The sequence below is a fragment of the Ensifer sp. LC384 genome, assembly GCF_001695865.1.
Taxonomy (GTDB): domain Bacteria; phylum Pseudomonadota; class Alphaproteobacteria; order Rhizobiales; family Rhizobiaceae; genus Ensifer.
Genome location: NZ_MBST01000022.1, coordinates 17,464 through 36,986, shown reverse-complemented (window position 1 = coordinate 36,986; position 19,523 = coordinate 17,464). Strand labels below are relative to the sequence as shown.

General features: G+C 62.1%; 20 protein-coding genes. 13 read left to right on the top strand and 7 right to left on the bottom strand.

Annotation, left to right across the window (positions count from 1 at the left end):
* Positions 1-74 precede the first annotated feature (74 nt).
* The 7 genes from BC363_RS17500 (at position 75) to hpaI (ending at position 7,178) form a co-directional block, all read left to right on the top strand.
* Positions 75-467 (top strand): 5-carboxymethyl-2-hydroxymuconate Delta-isomerase, encoded by a 393-nt coding sequence (locus BC363_RS17500; protein WP_065783510.1) that lies wholly within the window; start codon positions 75-77, stop codon positions 465-467.
* 69 nt (positions 468-536) lie between these two features.
* Complete coding sequence (gene hpaE, locus BC363_RS17495) at positions 537-2,054, top strand: 5-carboxymethyl-2-hydroxymuconate semialdehyde dehydrogenase (RefSeq protein WP_065783511.1); 1,518 nt, start codon at positions 537-539, stop codon at positions 2,052-2,054.
* A 41-nt stretch (positions 2,055-2,095) separates the two neighbouring features.
* The gene (gene hpaD / locus BC363_RS17490) at positions 2,096-3,076 is read left to right on the top strand and encodes a 3,4-dihydroxyphenylacetate 2,3-dioxygenase (protein ID WP_065783512.1); all 981 of its coding nucleotides are present in this window, start codon (positions 2,096-2,098) and stop codon (positions 3,074-3,076) included.
* A 69-nt stretch (positions 3,077-3,145) separates the two neighbouring features.
* The gene (locus BC363_RS17485; protein ID WP_065783513.1) at positions 3,146-4,558 is read left to right on the top strand and encodes a pyridoxal-dependent decarboxylase; all 1,413 of its coding nucleotides are present in this window, start codon (positions 3,146-3,148) and stop codon (positions 4,556-4,558) included.
* Positions 4,559-4,676: 118 nt separating this feature from the next.
* Positions 4,677-5,546 (top strand): fumarylacetoacetate hydrolase family protein, encoded by an 870-nt coding sequence (locus BC363_RS17480; protein ID WP_065783514.1) that lies wholly within the window; start codon positions 4,677-4,679, stop codon positions 5,544-5,546.
* Positions 5,547-5,549: 3 nt separating this feature from the next.
* Positions 5,550-6,353 (top strand): 2-oxo-hept-4-ene-1,7-dioate hydratase, encoded by an 804-nt coding sequence (gene hpaH / locus BC363_RS17475; protein WP_065783515.1) that lies wholly within the window; start codon positions 5,550-5,552, stop codon positions 6,351-6,353.
* A gap of 9 nt (positions 6,354-6,362) precedes the next feature.
* Complete coding sequence (hpaI, locus tag BC363_RS17470; protein ID WP_065783516.1) at positions 6,363-7,178, top strand: 4-hydroxy-2-oxoheptanedioate aldolase; 816 nt, start codon at positions 6,363-6,365, stop codon at positions 7,176-7,178.
* A gap of 21 nt (positions 7,179-7,199) precedes the next feature.
* Here hpaI and BC363_RS17465 read toward each other — a convergent pair whose 3' ends face one another.
* The 3 genes from BC363_RS17465 to BC363_RS17455 all read right to left on the bottom strand — a co-directional run bounded on the left by BC363_RS17465 (position 7,200) and on the right by BC363_RS17455 (position 10,326).
* Positions 7,200-8,171 carry an NAD-dependent epimerase/dehydratase family protein gene (locus tag BC363_RS17465; RefSeq protein WP_065783517.1) on the bottom strand — a complete coding sequence of 324 codons (972 nt, stop codon included), beginning with the start codon at positions 8,169-8,171 and terminating at the stop codon, positions 7,200-7,202.
* A gap of 11 nt (positions 8,172-8,182) precedes the next feature.
* Complete coding sequence (locus tag BC363_RS17460) at positions 8,183-9,454, bottom strand: glycosyltransferase (RefSeq protein WP_065783518.1); 1,272 nt, start codon at positions 9,452-9,454, stop codon at positions 8,183-8,185.
* Positions 9,455-9,738: 284 nt separating this feature from the next.
* The gene (locus BC363_RS17455; protein WP_065783519.1) at positions 9,739-10,326 is read right to left on the bottom strand and encodes a YqaA family protein; all 588 of its coding nucleotides are present in this window, start codon (positions 10,324-10,326) and stop codon (positions 9,739-9,741) included.
* Positions 10,327-10,676: 350 nt separating this feature from the next.
* Between BC363_RS17455 and BC363_RS17450 the strand changes: the two genes are divergently transcribed.
* The 4 genes from BC363_RS17450 to BC363_RS17435 all read left to right on the top strand — a co-directional run bounded on the left by BC363_RS17450 (position 10,677) and on the right by BC363_RS17435 (position 14,504).
* Positions 10,677-11,564, top strand: a complete 888-nt coding sequence (locus BC363_RS17450) for an NAD(P)/FAD-dependent oxidoreductase (protein ID WP_065783520.1) — start codon at positions 10,677-10,679, stop codon at positions 11,562-11,564.
* A gap of 102 nt (positions 11,565-11,666) precedes the next feature.
* A complete protein-coding gene (locus BC363_RS17445; RefSeq protein ID WP_065783521.1) occupies positions 11,667-12,143 on the top strand; it encodes an Rrf2 family transcriptional regulator in 477 nt (158 codons plus the stop codon).
* Between the two features lie 323 nt (positions 12,144-12,466).
* Positions 12,467-13,498 carry a GH25 family lysozyme gene (locus BC363_RS17440; RefSeq protein WP_065783522.1) on the top strand — a complete coding sequence of 344 codons (1,032 nt, stop codon included), beginning with the start codon at positions 12,467-12,469 and terminating at the stop codon, positions 13,496-13,498.
* Positions 13,499-14,246: 748 nt separating this feature from the next.
* Complete coding sequence (locus tag BC363_RS17435) at positions 14,247-14,504, top strand: hypothetical protein (protein WP_065796058.1); 258 nt, start codon at positions 14,247-14,249, stop codon at positions 14,502-14,504.
* Positions 14,505-14,766: 262 nt separating this feature from the next.
* Here the strand turns inward: BC363_RS17435 and BC363_RS17430 are convergent, their stop codons facing one another.
* Entirely contained in the window at positions 14,767-15,228 is a 462-nt protein-coding gene (locus tag BC363_RS17430; RefSeq protein ID WP_065783524.1) for an Lrp/AsnC family transcriptional regulator, read from the bottom strand.
* A 210-nt stretch (positions 15,229-15,438) separates the two neighbouring features.
* Between BC363_RS17430 and BC363_RS17425 the strand changes: the two genes are divergently transcribed.
* Positions 15,439-16,692: a D-amino acid dehydrogenase gene (locus BC363_RS17425; RefSeq protein ID WP_065783525.1), complete on the top strand. Its 1,254-nt coding sequence runs from the start codon at positions 15,439-15,441 to the stop codon at positions 16,690-16,692.
* A gap of 250 nt (positions 16,693-16,942) precedes the next feature.
* On the opposite strand, the gene BC363_RS17420 is transcribed toward BC363_RS17425, so the two are convergent.
* Complete coding sequence (locus BC363_RS17420) at positions 16,943-17,152, bottom strand: hypothetical protein (protein ID WP_065783526.1); 210 nt, start codon at positions 17,150-17,152, stop codon at positions 16,943-16,945.
* A gap of 184 nt (positions 17,153-17,336) precedes the next feature.
* Positions 17,337-17,756 (bottom strand): VOC family protein, encoded by a 420-nt coding sequence (locus BC363_RS17415; RefSeq protein ID WP_065783527.1) that lies wholly within the window; start codon positions 17,754-17,756, stop codon positions 17,337-17,339.
* 548 nt (positions 17,757-18,304) lie between these two features.
* Here BC363_RS17415 and BC363_RS17410 point away from each other — a divergent pair.
* Positions 18,305-18,778 (top strand): GNAT family N-acetyltransferase, encoded by a 474-nt coding sequence (locus tag BC363_RS17410; RefSeq protein ID WP_065783528.1) that lies wholly within the window; start codon positions 18,305-18,307, stop codon positions 18,776-18,778.
* A gap of 244 nt (positions 18,779-19,022) precedes the next feature.
* Here the strand turns inward: BC363_RS17410 and BC363_RS17405 are convergent, their stop codons facing one another.
* Positions 19,023-19,520 carry a DUF2165 family protein gene (locus BC363_RS17405; protein WP_065783529.1) on the bottom strand — a complete coding sequence of 166 codons (498 nt, stop codon included), beginning with the start codon at positions 19,518-19,520 and terminating at the stop codon, positions 19,023-19,025.
* Positions 19,521-19,523 lie beyond the last annotated feature (3 nt).

Below are 19,523 nucleotides of genomic sequence, written 5' to 3'. Positions count from 1 at the left end.
AGGAATGCCGCTTGACACCGGCCGCCATATTGTTAACGTGTTAATTAATGAGCCGATGGGTACCGGGGACAAAAATGCCGCACTTCACGATCGAACACTCCGCCAATCTCGACGAGCGCGTCGACTTCGACCGCCTGTGCCGCACGATCCACAAGACCATCCTCGACACCGGCCTTTTCGAAATCGGCGCCGTGCGCGTCCGTACCGTCCGCAGCGCCCATTATGCCATTGCCGATCTCTTGCCGCAGAACAGCTTCATCGACATGTCGTTCCGCATTGGCCGCGGCCGCTCGGACGCCGAAAAGCAGGCGACCGGGGCGGTCATCTTCGACGCTGTCACACAAGAGCTCGCCAGCCTTTTCGACACGCCCCATTTCGCCCTCAGCCTGGAGATCCGCGAGATCGATCCGGACCTCAGCTGGAAGAAGAACGCGATCCACCCACGCCTTCGTCAGAAGGGCAACTGACACCGACAGAAGTCGGCACGACGTTTCTGCGCCCGCACGAGCGGCAGCGCACCACGATTGGAGAATGACATGTCCAGACTCGATGAGAACATCGCAAGGGCGGAAGCCTATCTCGCCCGCTTCCGCACGCATGGGGTCTTGAACCACATCAACGGGCAAGCCGTACCGGCGTTGGACGGCGACAGCTTCGAGACGACTTCTCCCGTCGACCTCAAGCCGCTTGCCACGGTCTCGCGCGGCAAGGCAACCGATATCGACCGCGCCGCGCGCGCGGCCAAAGAGGCTTTCCCGGCCTGGGCCGCCATGCCGGGCGACGCACGCAAAAAACTTCTGCACAAGATCGCCGACGCCATCGTCGCGCGCGCCGAAGAGATCGCCTTCGTCGAATGCATGGACACCGGACAGTCGCTCAAGTTCATGGCCAAGGCCGCTCTGCGCGGAGCGGAGAATTTTCGCTTCTTCGCCGATCGCGCCCCCGAGGCCCGCGACGGCAAGGTGCTTCGCGGCGATAACCAGATCAACATGACCACGCGCGTGCCGATCGGCCCGGTCGGCATCATCACGCCGTGGAACACGCCGTTCATGCTGTCGACGTGGAAGATCGCGCCGGCGCTCTCCGCCGGCTGTACCATCGTCCATAAGCCGGCCGAATTCTCGCCGCTGACGGCGCGCCTGCTCGTCGAGATCGCCGAGGAAGCGGGCCTTCCCAAGGGAGTCTGGAACCTCGTCAACGGCTTCGGCGAGGACGCAGGCAAGGCACTGACCGAGCATCCCGCCATCAAGGCGATCGGCTTCGTCGGCGAAAGCCGGACGGGCTCGCTGATCATGAAACAGGGCGCCGACACGCTGAAGCGGGTGCATTTCGAACTCGGCGGCAAGAACCCGGTCATCGTCTTTGCCGACGCCGATCTGGAGCGCGCGGCCGACGCTGCGGTCTTCATGATCTATTCGCTGAACGGCGAACGCTGCACCTCCTCTTCGCGCCTGTTGGTCGAAGGCAGCATCTACGATCGCTTCACTACGCTGGTTGCCGAAAAGGCCAAGCGCATCAGGATCGGTCATCCGCTCGATCCGGAAACCGTCGTCGGCCCGCTGATCCACCCGGAGCATGAAAAGAAGGTGCTCGACTATATCGGCATCGGCCAGAAGGAAGGTGCGACGGTTGCCGCCGGCGGCGCAAGATTCGAAGGTCCTGGTGGCGGCTGTTACGTCCAGCCGACGCTCTTTACCGGCGCCAGCAATTCCATGCGGATCGCGCAGGAGGAAATCTTCGGGCCGGTCCTGACCGCGATCCCGTTCAAGGATGAGGCCGAGGCGCTGGCGCTGGCCAACGACGTTCAATACGGGCTCACCGGCTATCTCTGGACCTCCGACCTCACGCGCGCCTTCCGCTTCACCGATCACCTCGAAGCCGGGATGATCTGGGTCAATTCGGAGAATGTCCGTCATCTGCCGGCGCCCTTCGGCGGCGTCAAAAGTTCCGGCATCGGCCGCGACGGTGGCGACTGGTCCTTCGATTTTTACATGGAAACCAAGAACATCGCGTTTGCCAGTTCGGCGCATGCGATCGCCAAGCTCGGCGGCTGAGCGCGAGACACGAACCGCGCCGCCAAACTGGAGGAAACAGAATGCCCTTACCGAAACCGAACCTTCATCCGCCCTTTAACATCGTGCGGCTGAGCCATGTCGAACTCGCCGTTACCGATCTCGCCAAATCGCGCGCCTTCTATGTCGACGTGCTGGGCCTGCAGGTGACTGACGAGACCGCGGACACGATCTACCTGCGCGCCATGGAAGAACGCGGCCATCACTGCATCGTGCTGAAGAAGGCAGCGACTGCCGAGGCCCGCGATCTCGGCTTCAAGGTCTTCGGCGACGAGGACCTCGACAAGGCCGCGCATTTCTTCAAGCAGAAGGCGCTGCCGGTCGAATGGATCGAGCGCCCCTATCAGTCGCGCACGTTCCGCACCCGCGATCCGCAGGGCATTCCATTGGAATTCTATTCGAAGATGGACCGCCTGCCGCCGATCCATCAGAAATACGCGCTCTATCGCGGTGTGAAGCCGCTGCGCATCGACCATTTCAACTGCTTCTCGCCCAATGTCGACGACGCCGTCGCCTTCTATAACGAGATCGGCTTCCGGGTTACCGAGTACACGGCTGACGAAGAGACCGGCCGGCTCTGGGCCGCCTGGACCCACCGCAAGGGCGGCGTGCACGACATCGCCTTTACCAATGGTCGCGGCCCACGTCTGCATCATACTGCCTTCTGGGTACCGACGCCGCTCAACATCATCGACCTGCTCGACCTGATGTCGACCTCCGGATGGCTCGCCAATATCGAGCGCGGTCCCGGCCGCCACGGCATTTCCAATGCCTTCTTCCTCTATGTCCGCGATCCCGACAACCACCGCATCGAGATCTATTGCTCGGATTACCAGACGGTCGATCCCGATCTCGAGCCGATCAAATGGGATCTCAAGGACCCGCAGCGCCAGACCCTGTGGGGCGCCCCGGCGCCACGCTCCTGGTTCGAGGAAGGCAGCCCATTTGCAGGCGCCGAGACAGTCGAGTCAGTGTTGAAGGCGCAACCTATCATCGCGCCGTAAATCTCGGCATGAAAGGCTGCATGCCGGCACAGGACGACCGGCACCCATGGGTGCAAGGGGAGGAACGGAATGGACGAGAAGACTTTTGGAGAATGGTCGCAGAAGGCGGCGGAATGGGGATCGGCCTATCGCGCATCGTTGCGCGACAGGCCCGTTCGCGCCCAGACGGCGCCCGGCGTGATCGCCGCCCAGATCCCAAGGAAGCCACCCCAGACCGGCGAGGACATGGCGGCGATTTTCGAGGATTTCGAAAACATCATTCTGCCGGGCATGACCCATTGGCAGCACCCGCGCTTCTTCGCCTATTTCCCGGCCAACGCCGCCCCCGTTTCCGTGATCGCCGAATATCTGGTGACGGCGATGGCCGCGCAATGCATGCTATGGCAGACCTCCCCCGCTGCCACCGAGCTTGAAACCAGGGTTCTCGACTGGTTGCGCCAGGCGATCGGCCTTCCCGACGGCTTTTCCGGCGTCATCCAGGATTCGGCCTCTTCTGCCACGCTCTCCGCCGTGCTCGTCATGCGCGAGCGCGCCTTGAACTGGAAGGGCAACAAACAGGGCCTCAGCGCCCACGCGCCGTTGCGCATCTACTCCTCGGACCAGGTCCACACCTCGATTGACAGGGCGATCTGGGTGTCGGGCATCGGCGAGGAAAACCTCGTGCGCATCCCCGCAGCAGGGCCGCTGCAGTCCATGGATTGCCAAGCACTCGAAGCGGCAATTCTGAGGGATAGGGCCGCAGGTCTTCTGCCGGCCGGCGTCATCGCCTGCACCGGCGGCACGAGCACCGGCGCCTGCGATGATATCGCCGAAGTCGTGCGTGTCGCCCACAAGCATGGCCTCTATGTCCATGTCGACGCGGCATGGGCGGGATCGGCGATGATCTGCGAGGAATTCCGGCCGCTGTGGACCGGCGTCGAAGAGGCGGATTCGGTCGTCTTCAACCCGCACAAATGGCTGGGCGCCCAGTTCGACTGCTCCGCCCATTTCATCCGCAATCCTGATGATCTCGTCCGCACGCTGGCGATCCAGCCGGAATATCTGAAGACCCACGGCCGCGACGGCATCATCAACTATTCCGAATGGACCATCCCGCTCGGCCGGCGCTTCCGCGCCCTGAAACTGTGGTTCCTGTTGCGCTTCCACGGGCTAGACGGTTTGAAGACGATGATCCGCAACCATGTCGCCTGGGCGAAGCGCCTTTCCGAGCGCCTTGGTGCGCACGACAACTTCGAAATCGTCACGGCTCCGCGCTTCTCGCTGTTCTCGTTCCGCCATCGCGGCGGCACCGATAGCGACGCCCACAACATCGCGCTGGTCAATGCCATCAACGACGATGGCCGGATCTACCTGACCCAGACACGGGTCGACGGCCACGTCGCCATCCGCTTCCAGGCCGGCCAGTTCGACATGACCGAAAACGATGCCGATGTCGCTTTCCACGTCATAACCGAAGTGGCTGCAAGGATGACGAACCTGTGACAGGCGGCATCCGGCACGCAAACCGAGTGGTCGCGATCCCGGATTACAGCACCGAAGCATTCAATGAGATCGAGCATGTCTGCCCGTCGGCATCACCCGAACGGGACGGAGGATTGAAATGACGTTTGCGAAATTCGCCGCCTTTTCCGCGGCCGGCGGCAAGGGATATGGTCTTGTCACCGACCACGGCATAATCGATCTATCTCGGCGCTACGGCTCGAAATGGCCGACGCTGCGCGAGGTCATCGCCGACGGCGCCCTCACGAAACTGGCGGACGAGTCCTCCGCCTTCATCCCGGATTTGTCGCTGGCCGATACCCGCTTCGAAATCCCGATCCCCGCGCCCGAAAAGATCATCTGCGTTGGCGTCAATTTCCCCGACCGCAACGAAGAGTATCGCGATGGCCAGGCAGCGCCGTCCAACCCGTCACTGTTCATCCGTTTTCCGCGTTCCTTCACCGGTCACGATCAGCCGCTGATCCGCCCGCCCGAAAGCCCGCAGCTCGACTACGAGGGCGAGATCGTCATCGTCATCGGCAAGGGCGGTCGACGCATTCCCGAAGCCTCGGCGCTCGACCACATCGCAGCACTTTCGCTCTCTAACGAAGGCACGATCCGCGACTGGGTGCGACACGCCAAGTTCAACGTCACCCAGGGCAAGAACTTCGACCGCACCGGGTCGATCGGGCCATGGCTGGTTCCCTTCACCGACGAAGCGCAGATCGCCGATATCAAGCTCGAGACCCGCGTCAACGGCGAAATCCGCCAGCAGGACCGCACCAGCCGGATGATCTTCTCCTTCCGCAAGATCATCAACTACGTCTCGACCTTCACGACGCTGGTGCCCGGCGACGTGATCGTGACGGGAACGCCGACCGGGGCCGGCGCCCGCTTCGACCCGCCGATCTGGCTGAAACCCGGCGACGTCGTCGAGGTCGAGGCCGATTGCATCGGCCTGCTTCGCAACCCGATTGCCGACGAGGCCTGAGCCATGCTGAACGCCAGTGAAATCGCCGATGCCGCAAAGGCACTCGATGAGGCGGAAACGAGCCGCATCCAGACCGGCCTGTTTTCCCTGAAGCATCCAGGCATGACCATGGACGACGCCTATGCGGTGCAAGCGGCCTGGGTGAAGCAGAAGATCGCCCGTGGCCGCAGGGTCATCGGCTGGAAGATCGGGCTTACGTCAAAGGCAATGCAATATGCGCTGAACATCGATATTCCCGATTCCGGCGTGCTGTTCGACGACATGATGTTCGAGGACGGCGCGATGATCCCTGGGGATCGCTTCATCCAGCCGCGGATCGAAGCCGAGATCGCCTTCGTCATGAAGGCGCCGCTGGCCGGCCCCAATGTCAGTGTCTTCGACGTGCTGAACGCCACGGACTACGTCACGCCGGCGCTTGAAATCCTCGACACGCGCATCCTGCGTGCCGATCCGGAAACGAAGAAGACCCGCACCATCGTCGACACGATTTCCGACAACGCCGCCAATGCCGGCATCGTCATCGGCGGCCGCGCCATGCGGCCGCAGGATGTCGACATGCGCTGGATGGGCGCCATCGTCTCGCGCAATGCCGAGGTCGAAGAGACCGGGCTTGGCGCCGGCGTCCTCAACCATCCGGCGCGCGGCATCGCCTGGCTCGCCAACCGGCTTGCCGGCTACGGCGACCGCATCGATGCCGGGCAGATCGTGCTTGCCGGCTCATTCATCCGCCCCGTCGAGGCCCGCCATGGCGATACCATCGTCGCCGATTTCGGGCCGCAGGGAACCGTCAGCTGCTTCTTCGAATAGGGTGCGCCCATGCCTGCTCCACGCAATATGTTCAAGCTTGCGCTTGCCGAAGGGCGACCGCAGATCGGTCTCTGGCTGGCGCTCGCCAATCCATACACTGCCGAAATCTGCGGTGGCGCCGGCTTCGACTGGCTGCTGATCGATGGCGAACATGCCCCCAATGACGTGCCGCTGATGATGGCGCAGTTGCAGGCGCTCTCCGGTTCGAACAGCCACGCAATCATCCGTCCGCCGATCGGCGAGCCCTGGCTGATCAAGCAGCTTCTCGATATCGGCGCGCAGACGCTGCTGGTGCCGATGGTAGAGTCCGGTGAACAGGCCCGCGCTCTGGTCCGGGCCGTGCGCTATCCGCCCCACGGTATGCGCGGCGTCGGTGCAGCACTGGCGCGCGCCTCCGCCTTCAACCGCATCGCGGATTATCTCCCGACCGCCAACGCTGAGATCTGCCTGCTGCTGCAGGTGGAAAGCCGTGCGGGGCTGGCGGCACTTGACGACATTGCTTCGACCGAAGGCGTCGATGGCGTCTTTATCGGCCCGGCGGATCTGGCAGCCGACATGGGCTTCCTCGGCAAGCCGGGCGCGCCGGAAGTGCAGGAGGCGGTCGAGGCCGCGCTCGCACGCATCCAGTCGCACGGCAAGGCTGCCGGTATCCTGACCTCGGACACCGCACTCGCCAAACGCTACCTCGAACTCGGCGCGCTCTTCGTTGCAGTCGGCAACGATGTCAGTCTGCTTGTGGGAGCGACCAGCCGCCTGCGGGCGAGCTTTGCCGAATATGTCTCTGCGTCGCCAGCCGAAGCGAATGCGCCCGCATCGGGGTATTGAAAGGCAGCGGCGGCCGGTACCTCAGTGCACGCTCGATCGCAGTCGGTCGAGCGTCCGCGCCACGCCGGTCTCGAGATCGATGCGCGGCGCAAGGCCATACGACGCCTGCAGCGTCGTGTCGCCGCAGCGGAAGAACACACCCTCGGGTTTGTCCGACCGGCCGCTTATTCTCGGCTCCCAACCGATGCGCCGGCTGACCAGCCGGGCGAGTTCGATGAAGGAAGTGGCGATGCCGGTGGAGATGTTGAGACATGCACCGTTCTGCAGCCGGGAAAAGGTCTTCCAGACGAAGTCGACGCAGTCCGAGATATGGATGAAGTCACGGCATTGCCGGCCGGAGCCCCAGACGAAAACCTCTTCCGCTCCGCGCTCTTCGATGAGACGTCTGCAGATCGCCGGAAACGGATAGCTCAAGTCCTGATCCTCGCCGTACCCGCTGAACGGGCGATAGGCGACCGCCCGTCCACCATAGTTTTCGACATAAAGCTTCATCAGATATTCGCCGCTGAGCTTCGCCCAGCCATAGCTCAGATCCGGAACGCCGATCGTATGTTCGAAACCGATCATGTCTTCGCTGAGTTTGCGATATCCTTCCGGGCGCTGCAGGCTCACGGGATAGGCGGCGCTGGAGCTGAAATATATGACAACTCCCGGGTGCGTGCGCGCAGCCCAGCGCCACATATCGGTATCCACCGCGAGGTCCTCGGCGACGAGAAGCGTCTGGGTTTCCAGCATGACGCGGCCGCCGACCACTGCCGCCAGGTGAAACACCATGTCGAAACGATCGTCAGTGCGATCGAAATACCGGCGGCAGTCCTCCTCGATGAGGGAGAAGCCGCCCTTTGGCGGGTGCGGCCAATCGGCGGGGGGCATTGCCCCCGTTCCGCGCGCAAGTGAATCGACGCAGACGACATCGACGCCCTCCGATATCAATCGGCCGCAGAGATGGCGTCCTACAAATCCGGCTCCGCCGGTCACCAATGCGCGCGCCATCCTGCTCCCTTTCAGATCCGACCGGCCATTTCGAACTCCTGTCGGGCGGGCCGCCCGATTAGCTCTTTCAGCTTGTCATGCGTCACGAATTCGAGCCGTCCCGAGTAGATGTCGATTATCCGCTGGCGCCATTCGTCTCTCGAGGGCGCGACCTTCTTGCCATAGGCGAAAGCCCCCCTGCTCAGGTGCCGCACCAGACCGTCGCTCTCCATCAGCGCCATTGTCTCGGCGAGAGATCGCGCATTGCCGCTCTCGAACACCAGCCCGGCCTGATGCTCCTCGATCTCCGTGGCAATTAGGGCATTGCTGCTGGCGATCACCGGTATGCCGGACATCAGCGCCTCGGCAGCCACCAGACCATAGGGTTCGGGCATCCTTGACGGCATGAAGAAATAGCGCGCCCTGGATGCGACGGCGGCAACCTCGTCGTCATCGAGCCAGCCTGGAACATGGCAGTGCGGAAGAGCCCGCTGTATCTCTTGGAGCAACGGCCCTCGCCCGATCAAGGTCGCCGCCTTGCCCGTGGCGTTGAGCGCCTCGGCGAGGGTCCGAACACCCTTTTCCACCGACATGCGGCCAAGAAACATGGCGCGTTCGTTTTTCCAGGCCTCGACCGGGGATTGCGTGAGCGGCGTCGACGGGGTGCGCAATGTCAGGAAGTTTCGAAGGGGGCCCTCGCTTAGGTATGACTCCATGCCCTCATGTGCCAGAATGACGCCGACACGCGCCCAGAAGGCCGCGCCCGCGGCACTCTGGGTCATCGATCGGGCAAAGCGCCACAGCTTGTGGGGGTAGTTGCGCTTGTCGCAGGCGCTGGCAAGGCAACCGGCCGACAGCGGTTTTTCACCGCAGATATCGCCCCTGCCATAGTGAACATAGGCGCCGTTCGGACAGGTCAGGAAAAAATCATGCGCGGTGACGATCACCTGGGCGTCACTGCGGGCAAGGGCGTGAAAGATCGAGGGCGACAGGATCTGCGACCAGCCGTGAACATGAACGACCGTGTCGTTCCCGGTCTTGAGCAATCGGCGCAAGGCACGATAGGCCCGAACGTTGAAATTCCTGTCGAACAGGTTTGTGAAATGGACGCCGTCGCGCAAGGGGCGCTCGCCCAGCGCTTCCACCTGCACGCCCGGGAATCGGGAACGAATGCCTGCGCCGTCGTCACCGACCAGAACGGCACAGTCGAGCCCCGCCGCAACACCCGCCTCAACGCATTGGAGCGCAACCTTGGTCGCACCGCCCAGGGCCTCCGACACGTCGTTGACAACGATAAGCCGCATGAAGACTTGCCTCTCTGAGACTTTAACTGCGCGACCTGGGTTTCTCCCATTTGGCCACCTCTCATCGCCGGTTTGCAAGATATCAATTTGCGGTAGATGCCGGGCGCCAACGAGCGGGGCGAGACTGCGAGAAGCATCAAACGCCGGCAACCGGCGTCGACGGCATGTCTCCGTTCCCCGATACAACTGCGCATGCAGCCGAGGAAGGGGCTCCGACGCTGGTTGCAGTCATGGCGATTGTCCTGCCGTGCGCAGATTTCCGGCCGCGCTCCGGTTTGCTGCTCTTACTTCGCGAGAACGTAAACGCCGTAAAGCAGGATGAGCGCTGCGGCGCCGACGGCGGCAATCAAACCTAGCCGCTTCTCGATGAAATGCCGGACGGGGTCGCCGTGCCGGCGAAGAACCGCGGCGAGGATGAAGAAGCGCGCGCCACGTGTGATCACCGCCGATGCGATGAACATGCCAAGGCTGACATTGGCGGCCCCGGACAGGATCGTGACGACCTTCATCGGCGGAACATGCGCCAGCCCTGACGTCACCAGCAAGAGCACGATCGCCTCCATATCGACCGACGAGCGCATCGCTTCGAACGCATCGATCTTGCCGTAGAACTGCAGGATCGGACGGGCGATCGCATCGAAGGCATAATGTCCGAGGAACCAGCCCGCGATGCCGCCAAGCACCGAGAAAAGGGTGGCAAGGAAAGCGTAGCGATAGGCTCTATGCGGCTTTGCCAACACCATCGGCAGAAACAGGACGTCGGCAGGAACGACGAAGACGGAGCTTTCGACGAAGGCGACAAGGGCCAGCCACCAGGCAGCTGACTTCCGGCCAGCGAGGTCCATCGTCCAATTGTACAAACTGCGAAGCATGGGAAATCCGGGCGTTCATCGGGGCGTCCCGCGTGGGACCTTGGCGGGAAGCGTGCCAATCCCCGAGGCCGGGGACCGAGGCCGAACACGCATCAATGTGATGCCTTCGACTACCAAATGGGCGGATTTTTGTCTGCCGGGAAAGAGCAACGGAGCAACTTTAGGTGCGGGTCCATTGGCCCGACCGCTGACAAGCCTGTCGGTTGGCACCTGTGCCCATGGCCGGGGTCGATCGGCGGCGTCGGCATCATCGTATTCGAATCGAATCACGAAACTTTTATTGTTTCATGATATTGCGGAGCTCATTCATGTAACATATGAAGGTGCGTAACCGTAAAAAGAGGCCCGATATGACCTACGATGCAATCATCCTTGGCGGCAGCTACGCCGGCCTTTCCGCCGGCCTTCAACTCGCCCGCGCGCGCCGCAAGGTGCTGGTTATCGACATCGGCTTGCGCAGGAACCGTTTCGCCCGGACGTCGCACGGCTTCCTGACCCAGGATGGCAGCACTCCGGCGCAGATCGCCGCCGACGCCCGCTCACAATTGATGGAATACCGGACGGTCGAATGGCAGCAGACCGAGGCTATAAACACCGAACTCGTGCAGGATGGCTTCAAGGTCACCCTGCGGCATGGCCCCGACGCCGTTGGAAAACGGCTTGTCCTCGCCACCGGCGTCACCGATGTCCTGCCGGAGCTTGCGGGCCTTGCCGAACGCTGGGGCAGCAGCGTCTTCCACTGCCCCTATTGCCATGGCTACGAACTCGACGAGGGCAGGGTCGGCGTGCTTGCGACGTCGCCGCTTTCGATGCATCAGGCACTGATGCTGCCGGACTGGGGTCCAACCACCTTCTTTCTCAACGGCGCATTCGAACCCGATGCGGACCAACTGCAGCAGCTTCAACGGCGCAATGTCACAGTGGAGAGAGGGGTGATCGACAGGCTCGACGGTGAGCGCGTCGACGTTGTCATGCGGGATGGGCGGATATTGCCGATGGACGGCATATTCACCACCACCAGGACGGTGGTCTCGGCGCCATTTGCCGACCAGCTCGGCTGCATCTTCGACGACGGCCCGCTCGGACGCTACATCCGAACCGATGCCATGAAGGCAACGACGGTTCCCGGCGTCTTCGCCTGCGGTGATGCGGCAAGGCCGACCGGATCGGTCGCGCTGGCTGTTGGCGACGGCGCCATGGCCGGAGCCGCCACCCACCGGTCGCTGATGTTTGACTGACGGACGATCGCTGCCCCGAAATCCCGCGCTCGACAATCGAACCGCGGGCTCCCCTGGCCCGCACTTTCCATGCTATCAGATGCAAAACAGGGAAGGTTGCAATTGCGCCAGGACGGACGACTCTCACGACTGCTGCATGTGTTGCTGCACATGGAGAAGCATGCGGACCCGATGACATCCGAGACGATCGCCAGGATGCTTGGCACGAACTCCGCCGTCGTGCGCCGGACGATGGCCGGACTTCGCGACGCCGGTTACGTGTCTTCAGAGAAAGGCCACGGCGGCGGCTGGACGTTGTCGCGCCCACTTTCCGATATCACCCTCCTCGACGTCTATCGAACCATCGGCAGCCCCGGCTTCTTCGCCATGGGTGTCGCAACCGACGAACCGCAATGCCTGGTGGAACAGGCGGTCAATGCGGCGCTGGAGCGAACGCTCGATGAGGCCGAGGCCTTGCTGCTCGCGCGCCTCGGCGAGGTCGCCATTTCTGATATCGCCGCCGATTTCGAAAGGCGCTATGGCGCTGTCGTGGGCAATAGGTTGCCATCGTGCGCACGTCATCCCACAGAGCAGAGCTGAGAAATGCGCCGAGGCGCACGCCTCGTCGCTGATTGAACCGGGTATGGTTTGTCTCCGGGCGATGACCGGTTCACTCAATGAAAGTGCGCCATGATCGCCGCGCGTCGGAGCGTCGTGCGAGGTGAGGCGGTTTCATGCGGATGTTATTAATCGAGGACGAGGCCGAGCTCGCCGGCACGTTTTCCGATGGGCTCGTCGTAGGGGGATCGATCGTAAAGATTGTATTTAATCTTTTCCGGTAAGTTTCCGTTAGCAATTTCACATCAATGGGGTCCCGGCGGCACAGTTTTTCGCCGTCGACAATGTTTTGCGTACGGGTGCTCATGCGTTTATCAGCTGTGCCAGCAATGCTCCTTGCCTGCCTGGCTTTGGCAGGTTGCACGTCCAGTTCGACGCTGGACACCATCGTGCCGCAGCAGCCGTCGCGCGAAACGACGAGCTCGGTCGTGCCCTCATCTCCCGTGCCTTCGGCCAATGTCGGCGTCGTGGCGGCGCAAGCGCCCCCGCCACAGAAGATGCTCGCCTGGGCCGGACCGGTGCCGGAACCCGAAGCCTTCCAGCCGGAGGCAAGGACGGCCGATACGCCCTTGCCGCTGGAGCGGCCCGTTGCCGTGATCCCGCCGGCAACACCCGCGGTCCTGACCACGCCGGGAACGCGCACACAGATCTATGGACATCGCTTCCGCGACGCCAAGCCGATCAACTTCGGGCGCACATCGCCACGCAAACTTGCCGTCCATGGCGTCGACGTGTCGCGCTGGCAGGGCGATATCGACTGGGCCAAGCTGCGCACGCAGGGTGCCAACTTCGCCTATATCAAGGCGACCGACGGCGGCGACCACCTCGATCCGATGTTTAAGAAGAACTGGCGCAAGGCAAAGGAAGCCGGGCTGAAGCGCGGTGCCTATCACTTCTTCTATTGGTGCCGGACAGCCGGCGAGCAGGCCGACTGGTTCATCCGCAATGTTCCGAGAGAAGCTGGAGCACTGCCGCCGGTGATCGATGTCGAATACAACGGCGAGTCGAGCTGCAAGAGGCGCCTGTCGCGCGCCCGCGTGCTCGAAAAGATGCAGGTCTTCATGGACAAGCTCGAGGCGCATTACGGCCAGCGCCCGATCATCTACACCGCCCCGGATTTCTATCAAGACAACCTGACGGGCGAACTGCTCGACTACCCGTTCTGGCTGCGCTCGGTGGCAGCTCATCCCTCCAAGAGATATCCAGGTCGCAAGTGGGTCTTCTGGCAGTATTCGGGCTCGGGCCTCTCGCACGGCGTCGAAGGCAAGATCGACCTCAACGTGTTCCACGGCAACGAGAATGAATGGCAGAACTGGCTCGCCAAGCGCGCGAGCTAGACCATTGTGACGGGTCGGGCGCCTGACGCGCCCGGGTCGACTGCTGTCTGTTTCACAGTCGCGTCACTCCTCGTCCGAAGCCTCCTGCGGTGGCGCGCCCATGCGCTTCGCTTACCCCGACACGGGCAAGATGCACCGCGCTTTTCGAGCCCAGCTCAAATTCTCGATGATCGCTCCCTGCCTTGCACAAAGACCGCGCCAAAGAAAAAAGCCTGCCGCGGGAGGAGGTGCGGCAGGCTTTTTAAATGGATTGAATGGCAACCGGGAGGAGGAGTGTCGCCATTCCGGCAAGCGCTCGTTGGGAGGAGGAGAAAGCGCCTGCACACTCGAAGTCCTGCGGGAGGAGATGCATCGCTTCGATGAGTTGACCATACAAGAAACCGCCCGATTTCGTAGATCGAAGTTCGCAGACCAGCCATGCGCTCAGCGCCGGTCGGATGTCCGATCGCGCCAGGCGATGCGTAGCAGCCACTTGCGCCTTGGGTGCAGAGAGGGCCGAAATGCCGGCGCGCAGGTGCCTCTTACACGGATGCACCGGCCAATAGCGGTCCGAAAAAGCGGCATCTTATCAAATTGTTATCTGAATTTTAGCGACTTCGATTTCGCCCGTCACGCCCATGTCACGGGAACGGCCCCACAAACCGTGTTATAAAATGCCGTCATCGCGTGTCTCTGACATCCCTCCGCCATCGGTTGTGGATGCGAGAAGCATTGAAAACCCATGCAAATCGGAAGGGAGCGGCGGACTATGCCACGCTACATGTACCATATCCATGCGGCCGGTGTGACGAGCCGCGATCCGGCCGGCAAACAGCACCCCAATGACGGTCGCGCGGTCGCTTACGGGCAGCTCATCGCCGACGAACTCGCCGAGGAATACGAATATCGTGGCGCGATCGTGGACGTCCTCAGTCCAAACGGGCGCCTGATCGCACGTCTGGTTTCGAGCCGGGCGTTCCCGCCGTGGCTGCAATCAACGCCACCAACGCAGCGCGCGCTTCACTGATCCGCGCTGGCAACGCCGACACGGCCTCTGCGCCGGCAAGGCCAGTTGACGGGCGGCGCGGCGAAACTCGTTTGGTCAGCCACCGGGTGCTGCTTTCCACAAGGCCGGAAGCAGCACCCGGTTCAGCCATAGCAACACGATCGAGCAAGGGTCAGGGCCTAAAGCGCGTCGCGATCTCTAGGATTCGCTTGCTGCGCTTTAAGCTCTTGTTCTTGCGCATGTCGTTATCGCAAAACCGCCGCGCACTTTTGCGCGACATGCTCTAGCGCCGCCTTGAGCGCGACACGAGAACGTTGCGGATCGAAAAGCTCGAATGAATCCGCAGGACGCCCGGGAGCTTTGCAAGGATTTCCTTGTGGATGCGCTCGAAGTCGCCGGCAGTTTCGACCTCCACCCGCAACAGATAATCGGAACCGCCGGTCATGAGGTAGCACTCCTGGATTTCCGGGTGTTTCCTCACCGCCGCTTCGAAGCGATTGAGGTGCTCCTCGGTCTGGCGTTCGAGCGTGATGTTGATGATCACCGCGATGGCGTTGTCGCCGTCAGCGTTTCCGACCAGCGCCGTATAGCCGCGGATCACGCCCCCCTGCTCCAGCAGATTGATGCGCCTCAGGCAGGCCGAAGGCGACAGCCCCACCTCGGCCGCGAGCTTGGTGTTGCTCATGCGTGCATTGAGGCGCAGCAGACGAATGATGTTGCGATCGATAGCATCAAGACCGGACATGCAGATTCTTTCATTTTTCCGCCGATCATTCTTAAAATCAGCGAATGCTCGAATTATCAAGCGCTACTTCGCATGATCGCGCTCGATTATTTCACTATGTTCTAGCGCAATTCTGCCGGTGTTGGGGATCCGGGAGGTGGGCTGGCAACAGCAGGCACCTTGCGTGCGCCTCAGCCTTTTTGACGATCGATCTGTGATCCTGAGGATGCGATGAAGATTACTATTTTGGGCGCCGGCGTGATCGGCGTGACCTCGGCATATTATCTCGCCAAGGCGGGCCACGAGGTGACCGTTCTCGATCGTCAATCCGGTCCTGCGCTGGAGACAAGCTTCGCCAATGCCGGCGAAATTTCTCCTGGCTATGCCTCCCCCTGGGCGGCACCCGGCATCCCGCAGAAGGCGCTCAAGTGGCTATTCATGAAGCACGCGCCCTTGATCATCCGCCCGATGGTGGACGCTGCCACCTGGCGCTGGATGACGGCGATGCTGCGCAACTGCACATCGGCGCGCTATGCCGTCAACAAGGGCCGGATGGTCCGCCTTGCCGAATACAGCCGCGATTGCCTGATTGCGCTGCGCGAGGAAACGGGCATCGCCTATGACCACCGCACACAGGGCACCCTGCAACTCTTTCGGACCGCCAAGCAACTCGACGGCATCGGCAAGGATATTGAGGTGCTGAAGGCCGATGGCGTTCCCTTCGAAGTCCTCGATCCGGCGGGCTGCGTGGCCGCAGAGCCGGGCCTCCAACCGGTCCGCGACAAGATCGTCGGCGGTCTCCGGTTGCCCAATGATGAAACCGGTGACTGCTTCAAGTTCACCAACGAGTTGCAGAAGCGCGCCGAAGCCCTCGGTGTCCAGTTCCGCTTCGGCGTCGATATCCGCCGGCTTCGGCAGGAGGGCAACCGCGTCGTCGCCGTCGAAACCGCAGAAGGCGAGATCCGTTCCGACATCTTCGTCGCCGCGCTCGGCAGCTATACGCCGGCGCTTTTGAAGCCGCTCGGCCTTCGCCTGCCCGTCTATCCCGTGAAGGGCTACTCCATCACCGTGCCGATCGTCGATGAGACGCGTGCGCCGGTATCGACGATCATGGACGAGACCTACAAGATTGCCATCACGCGGCTTGGCGACCGCATTCGTGTCGGCGGCATGGCGGAGATTGCCGGCTTCAGCAACGATCTTCCTCAGACACGTCGCGCGACGCTCGAGCATTCCGTCGAGGACCTGTTCGGCGGCGCGGGCAACCAGAAGGAAGCAACCTTCTGGTCCGGATTGCGGCCAATGACGCCGGATGGAACGCCGGTCGTCGGCGCCACCCGCTTCGCCAACCTGTTTCTCAACTCCGGTCACGGCACGCTCGGCTGGACCATGGCCTGCGGCTCGGGCCGCGTGTTGAGCGATCTGATCAGCGGCACCAAATCCGAGATCGAGACGGCGGATCTGGCGATCAGCCGGTACCACTGACGAGCATTGGCATCGCTCTGACGCGGGGTAGGCCGGCCGGGAGCGAACGTCAGAACATGTTGATGCCCTGCCGGGCCGTGATCTCTCCGGCTCGCCGGAGGCTCGGCGTCGCACGCGCAAGCGGCAAACCCTTGCCCGCGCCTCGCAGGGTTCTGCCTTCCCGGCGAAGGCTGATCAGCCAAGGCCGATCACACGCCATAGCCGACGGCCGCGGACCGTGCGCCGCCACCGATCCCGGTGGCTCTTCGGATCAATGGGACTTTGTCCTCGTCAGCTCGGACCGTTTCCGGCCGCCCTCCAGATTCAAGTTCAGTTGCACGCCTCGGCTCAATTTCGGCAAAGGTGCAGTGAGGTCGATACGGCCAAAAATCTGCTTACGGCGCTCACTGTCGCGCTCTCGCTTCAAGCGAGAGTCGGCGACTGCGGCCAGTGCGCGATTGATGATTTCAGTGCGGGTCATGGTTCATCTCCACATCTGTTCTCTATTTGTTCTCTTTTTAGAAGAATGTCAAGTGAACGGGTTCGCAGGCACGCTTTGCGCTCCGCCCCCACCCGTCGCAGCCTGCGGGCAGGACACCGCAGGCATTGCATCCGGATATCGACGCCACGCGGCGCTCGAGCAGCGCCGCGGCCCCCGGCCGCAGCTAGAACGTGATCTTTACCGAACTGGCACTGCGGTTGGCCGGCCCGTGAAACACGGCCTCAATGTTGTTGCCATCGGGGTCAAGCAGGAACGCGGCGTAATAGCCGGGGTGATAGGGACGTTCGCCGGGCCGACCGTTGTCCTGCCCGCCATTTTCCAGACCGGCCTTGTGAAAGGCGTCAACCATCGCGCGGTCGCGGGCCTGGAAGGCGATGTGATGGCGCCCGGTCAATCTGCCCTGGGCCGCCTCGCTGTCGGCAGTCGAGACAAACAGCTCGTCGACCCAGAAATAATCTTCGCCCTCGCCTCCCATCGGCACCTCGAGAGCCCGAAAAACGCCGTCATAGAAACGCCGACTTGCGCCCAGGTCCTTGATCACGAGCTGAATATGGTCGATCAGCCGCCCACGATGCAGTTCCATCCTGAAATCCTCCGTTCGCAATCGGCAGGAATTTAGGTCCGACCAGAGGCCCGTCAATGGTGGCCGGGCGCGAGCACCTTGGCCGCCCCCATCTCTGGGCGGGCCGGACAAACAATTACTGACGACGTTGTTGCCAGGGCTTGAAATAGCCGCAATCGCCCGCCATATGCGGCACAACGAATTGATCGTTGAGCATAGACAGTCTCGGTGAGACGGATGTGTTCCGGTCAGAGTTCGCGCTCAACCGCTGACCACGGATGTACTGGCAGGGCAAAGCAGCGAACGGGAAAAGGTCGGCATAGCCGGCCTTTTTTGTTTTTGGGATCGCCCTTGCCTCATCAAAATCCGAACAGATCGGTTGCGCACAGCTGCCTTTGTCTGGCAGAAGACCGGGGAACGCGACCGCCATCAGTTTTAGGGTGGGGTCGGGCGGGCGATTGACGTCTACCTCGCTGCCACGAGACCACGTGGCCGTTCACAAAATCCGCGGCACGAGCCGTCGCGGCGTCCAGACCGCTCGTCGAATCCTGCAGACATGCGAAAGAGCCATGATCTCATTCAAACCGATGCTTGAGAGCGAGTATGGTGGATATCTCGCCTATTTCATCCCCGACTATGCCGCGGAGATCGCCGCCAGCTACGGGCTTCCGGATGCAGACGCCCTTGCCCAGGCAACCGACGAAATCGCCGAGGATCTGCCGCAAGGAATCCATACGCCAGGCAATGTCCTGCTGTGCCTGATCGAGAGCGCAAGTGCAGAGCATGTCGGCTATCTCTGGTATCGACCGGACGCGAAGGGCCGCTCCGCCTTCATCAGCGATTTCCATATTTTGCCCGACCACCAGGGAAAAGGCTTTGGCAAGCTCGCCATGGCGGCGCTTGAGGCCGAACTCTCGGCAAAGGGGTTCGAGCAGATCAAACTGCGCGTGGCCGAGGATAACCGGCGTGCCCGGCATGTCTATGAGGCGACGGGGTTTCGCGTCACCGGCACCAATATGAGCAAGACGCTCAAGCCGCGCTAAAACTCAGCAAGCGTATAAACGCTGCACCGGCCGCCGCCCGTTCGCGACCCCCGGGCGGGACTTAAGACGCCTGTCTTCGTTGGTACCTTGCTACTGCTTAATTCCTTAAATCGGAATCGATTTAAGGACGAAATTATGCGGCAACTCAAAGTGTTACAGCGACCTTTGCGCGTCTGAATAGACGCGCGGCGCTGTAGAGGCAATGTGGTTGACCTGCCGGCCAGCCACAGGGTTTGGCACAGCTCTATTGAGCCGGCATGTTCACCAACAGCGTGCCGCCCACTCCGAGACCGATCAATATGAAATGTGTGATCTGCATGGTTTCCTGGCGAATGTAGTAGGCAAACCAGGCGCCATAGAGAAGCATGATGAGGCCGAGGGCGATGAAGGCGGCGAGAGCGAGGTTTGCCCAGACGATCGCGGCGGCACCGCCCGACACGCCGAAGAGCGTGCCGATAAACATAACGGCGGCCCAGGCCAAAAGCAGCATAGCCGCGACTTCGATCACCAGAACGAAGCTGAAGACCGCGCGATGCCATAGGGCATTCTTGACGCGGCGCGACAACAGCGGCGTACGGATCGCGGGCTCCTGATCAAACAGCTGCATGCCCATCAGCAAACCGATCGAAAAGACGCCGTTGCGAAAGGCGACGGCGTTGTTGAGGACGATTACCGCGAGCCAGAGCGCGAGCCCCGAGAGCAGCACGGCTTTGATCAGAAGAAGCGAGGTCAGCTGGGTCATTTT

Excerpts from the sequence above, each read along its gene's own strand:
- BC363_RS17500 (WP_065783510.1), top strand. The coding sequence starts at position 75 with ATGCCGCACTTCACGATCGAACACTCCGCCAATCTCGACGAGCGCGTC.
- BC363_RS17425 (WP_065783525.1), top strand. The coding sequence starts at position 15,439 with ATGAAGATTACTATTTTGGGCGCCGGCGTGATCGGCGTGACCTCGGCA.
- BC363_RS17450 (WP_065783520.1), top strand. The coding sequence starts at position 10,677 with ATGACCTACGATGCAATCATCCTTGGCGGCAGCTACGCCGGCCTTTCC.
- hpaI (WP_065783516.1), top strand. The coding sequence starts at position 6,363 with ATGCCTGCTCCACGCAATATGTTCAAGCTTGCGCTTGCCGAAGGGCGA.
- BC363_RS17485 (WP_065783513.1), top strand. The coding sequence starts at position 3,146 with ATGGACGAGAAGACTTTTGGAGAATGGTCGCAGAAGGCGGCGGAATGG.
- hpaH (WP_065783515.1), top strand. The coding sequence starts at position 5,550 with ATGCTGAACGCCAGTGAAATCGCCGATGCCGCAAAGGCACTCGATGAG.
- hpaE (WP_065783511.1), top strand. The coding sequence starts at position 537 with ATGTCCAGACTCGATGAGAACATCGCAAGGGCGGAAGCCTATCTCGCC.
- BC363_RS17405 (WP_065783529.1), bottom strand. The coding sequence starts at position 19,520 with ATGACCCAGCTGACCTCGCTTCTTCTGATCAAAGCCGTGCTGCTCTCG.
- hpaD (WP_065783512.1), top strand. The coding sequence starts at position 2,096 with ATGCCCTTACCGAAACCGAACCTTCATCCGCCCTTTAACATCGTGCGG.
- BC363_RS17460 (WP_065783518.1), bottom strand. The coding sequence starts at position 9,454 with ATGCGGCTTATCGTTGTCAACGACGTGTCGGAGGCCCTGGGCGGTGCG.
- BC363_RS17415 (WP_065783527.1), bottom strand. The coding sequence starts at position 17,756 with ATGGAACTGCATCGTGGGCGGCTGATCGACCATATTCAGCTCGTGATC.
- BC363_RS17410 (WP_065783528.1), top strand. The coding sequence starts at position 18,305 with ATGATCTCATTCAAACCGATGCTTGAGAGCGAGTATGGTGGATATCTC.
- BC363_RS17440 (WP_065783522.1), top strand. The coding sequence starts at position 12,467 with ATGCGTTTATCAGCTGTGCCAGCAATGCTCCTTGCCTGCCTGGCTTTG.
- BC363_RS17420 (WP_065783526.1), bottom strand. The coding sequence starts at position 17,152 with ATGACCCGCACTGAAATCATCAATCGCGCACTGGCCGCAGTCGCCGAC.
- BC363_RS17465 (WP_065783517.1), bottom strand. The coding sequence starts at position 8,171 with ATGGCGCGCGCATTGGTGACCGGCGGAGCCGGATTTGTAGGACGCCAT.
- BC363_RS17435 (WP_065796058.1), top strand. The coding sequence starts at position 14,247 with ATGCCACGCTACATGTACCATATCCATGCGGCCGGTGTGACGAGCCGC.
- BC363_RS17455 (WP_065783519.1), bottom strand. The coding sequence starts at position 10,326 with ATGCTTCGCAGTTTGTACAATTGGACGATGGACCTCGCTGGCCGGAAG.
- BC363_RS17480 (WP_065783514.1), top strand. The coding sequence starts at position 4,677 with ATGACGTTTGCGAAATTCGCCGCCTTTTCCGCGGCCGGCGGCAAGGGA.
- BC363_RS17430 (WP_065783524.1), bottom strand. The coding sequence starts at position 15,228 with ATGTCCGGTCTTGATGCTATCGATCGCAACATCATTCGTCTGCTGCGC.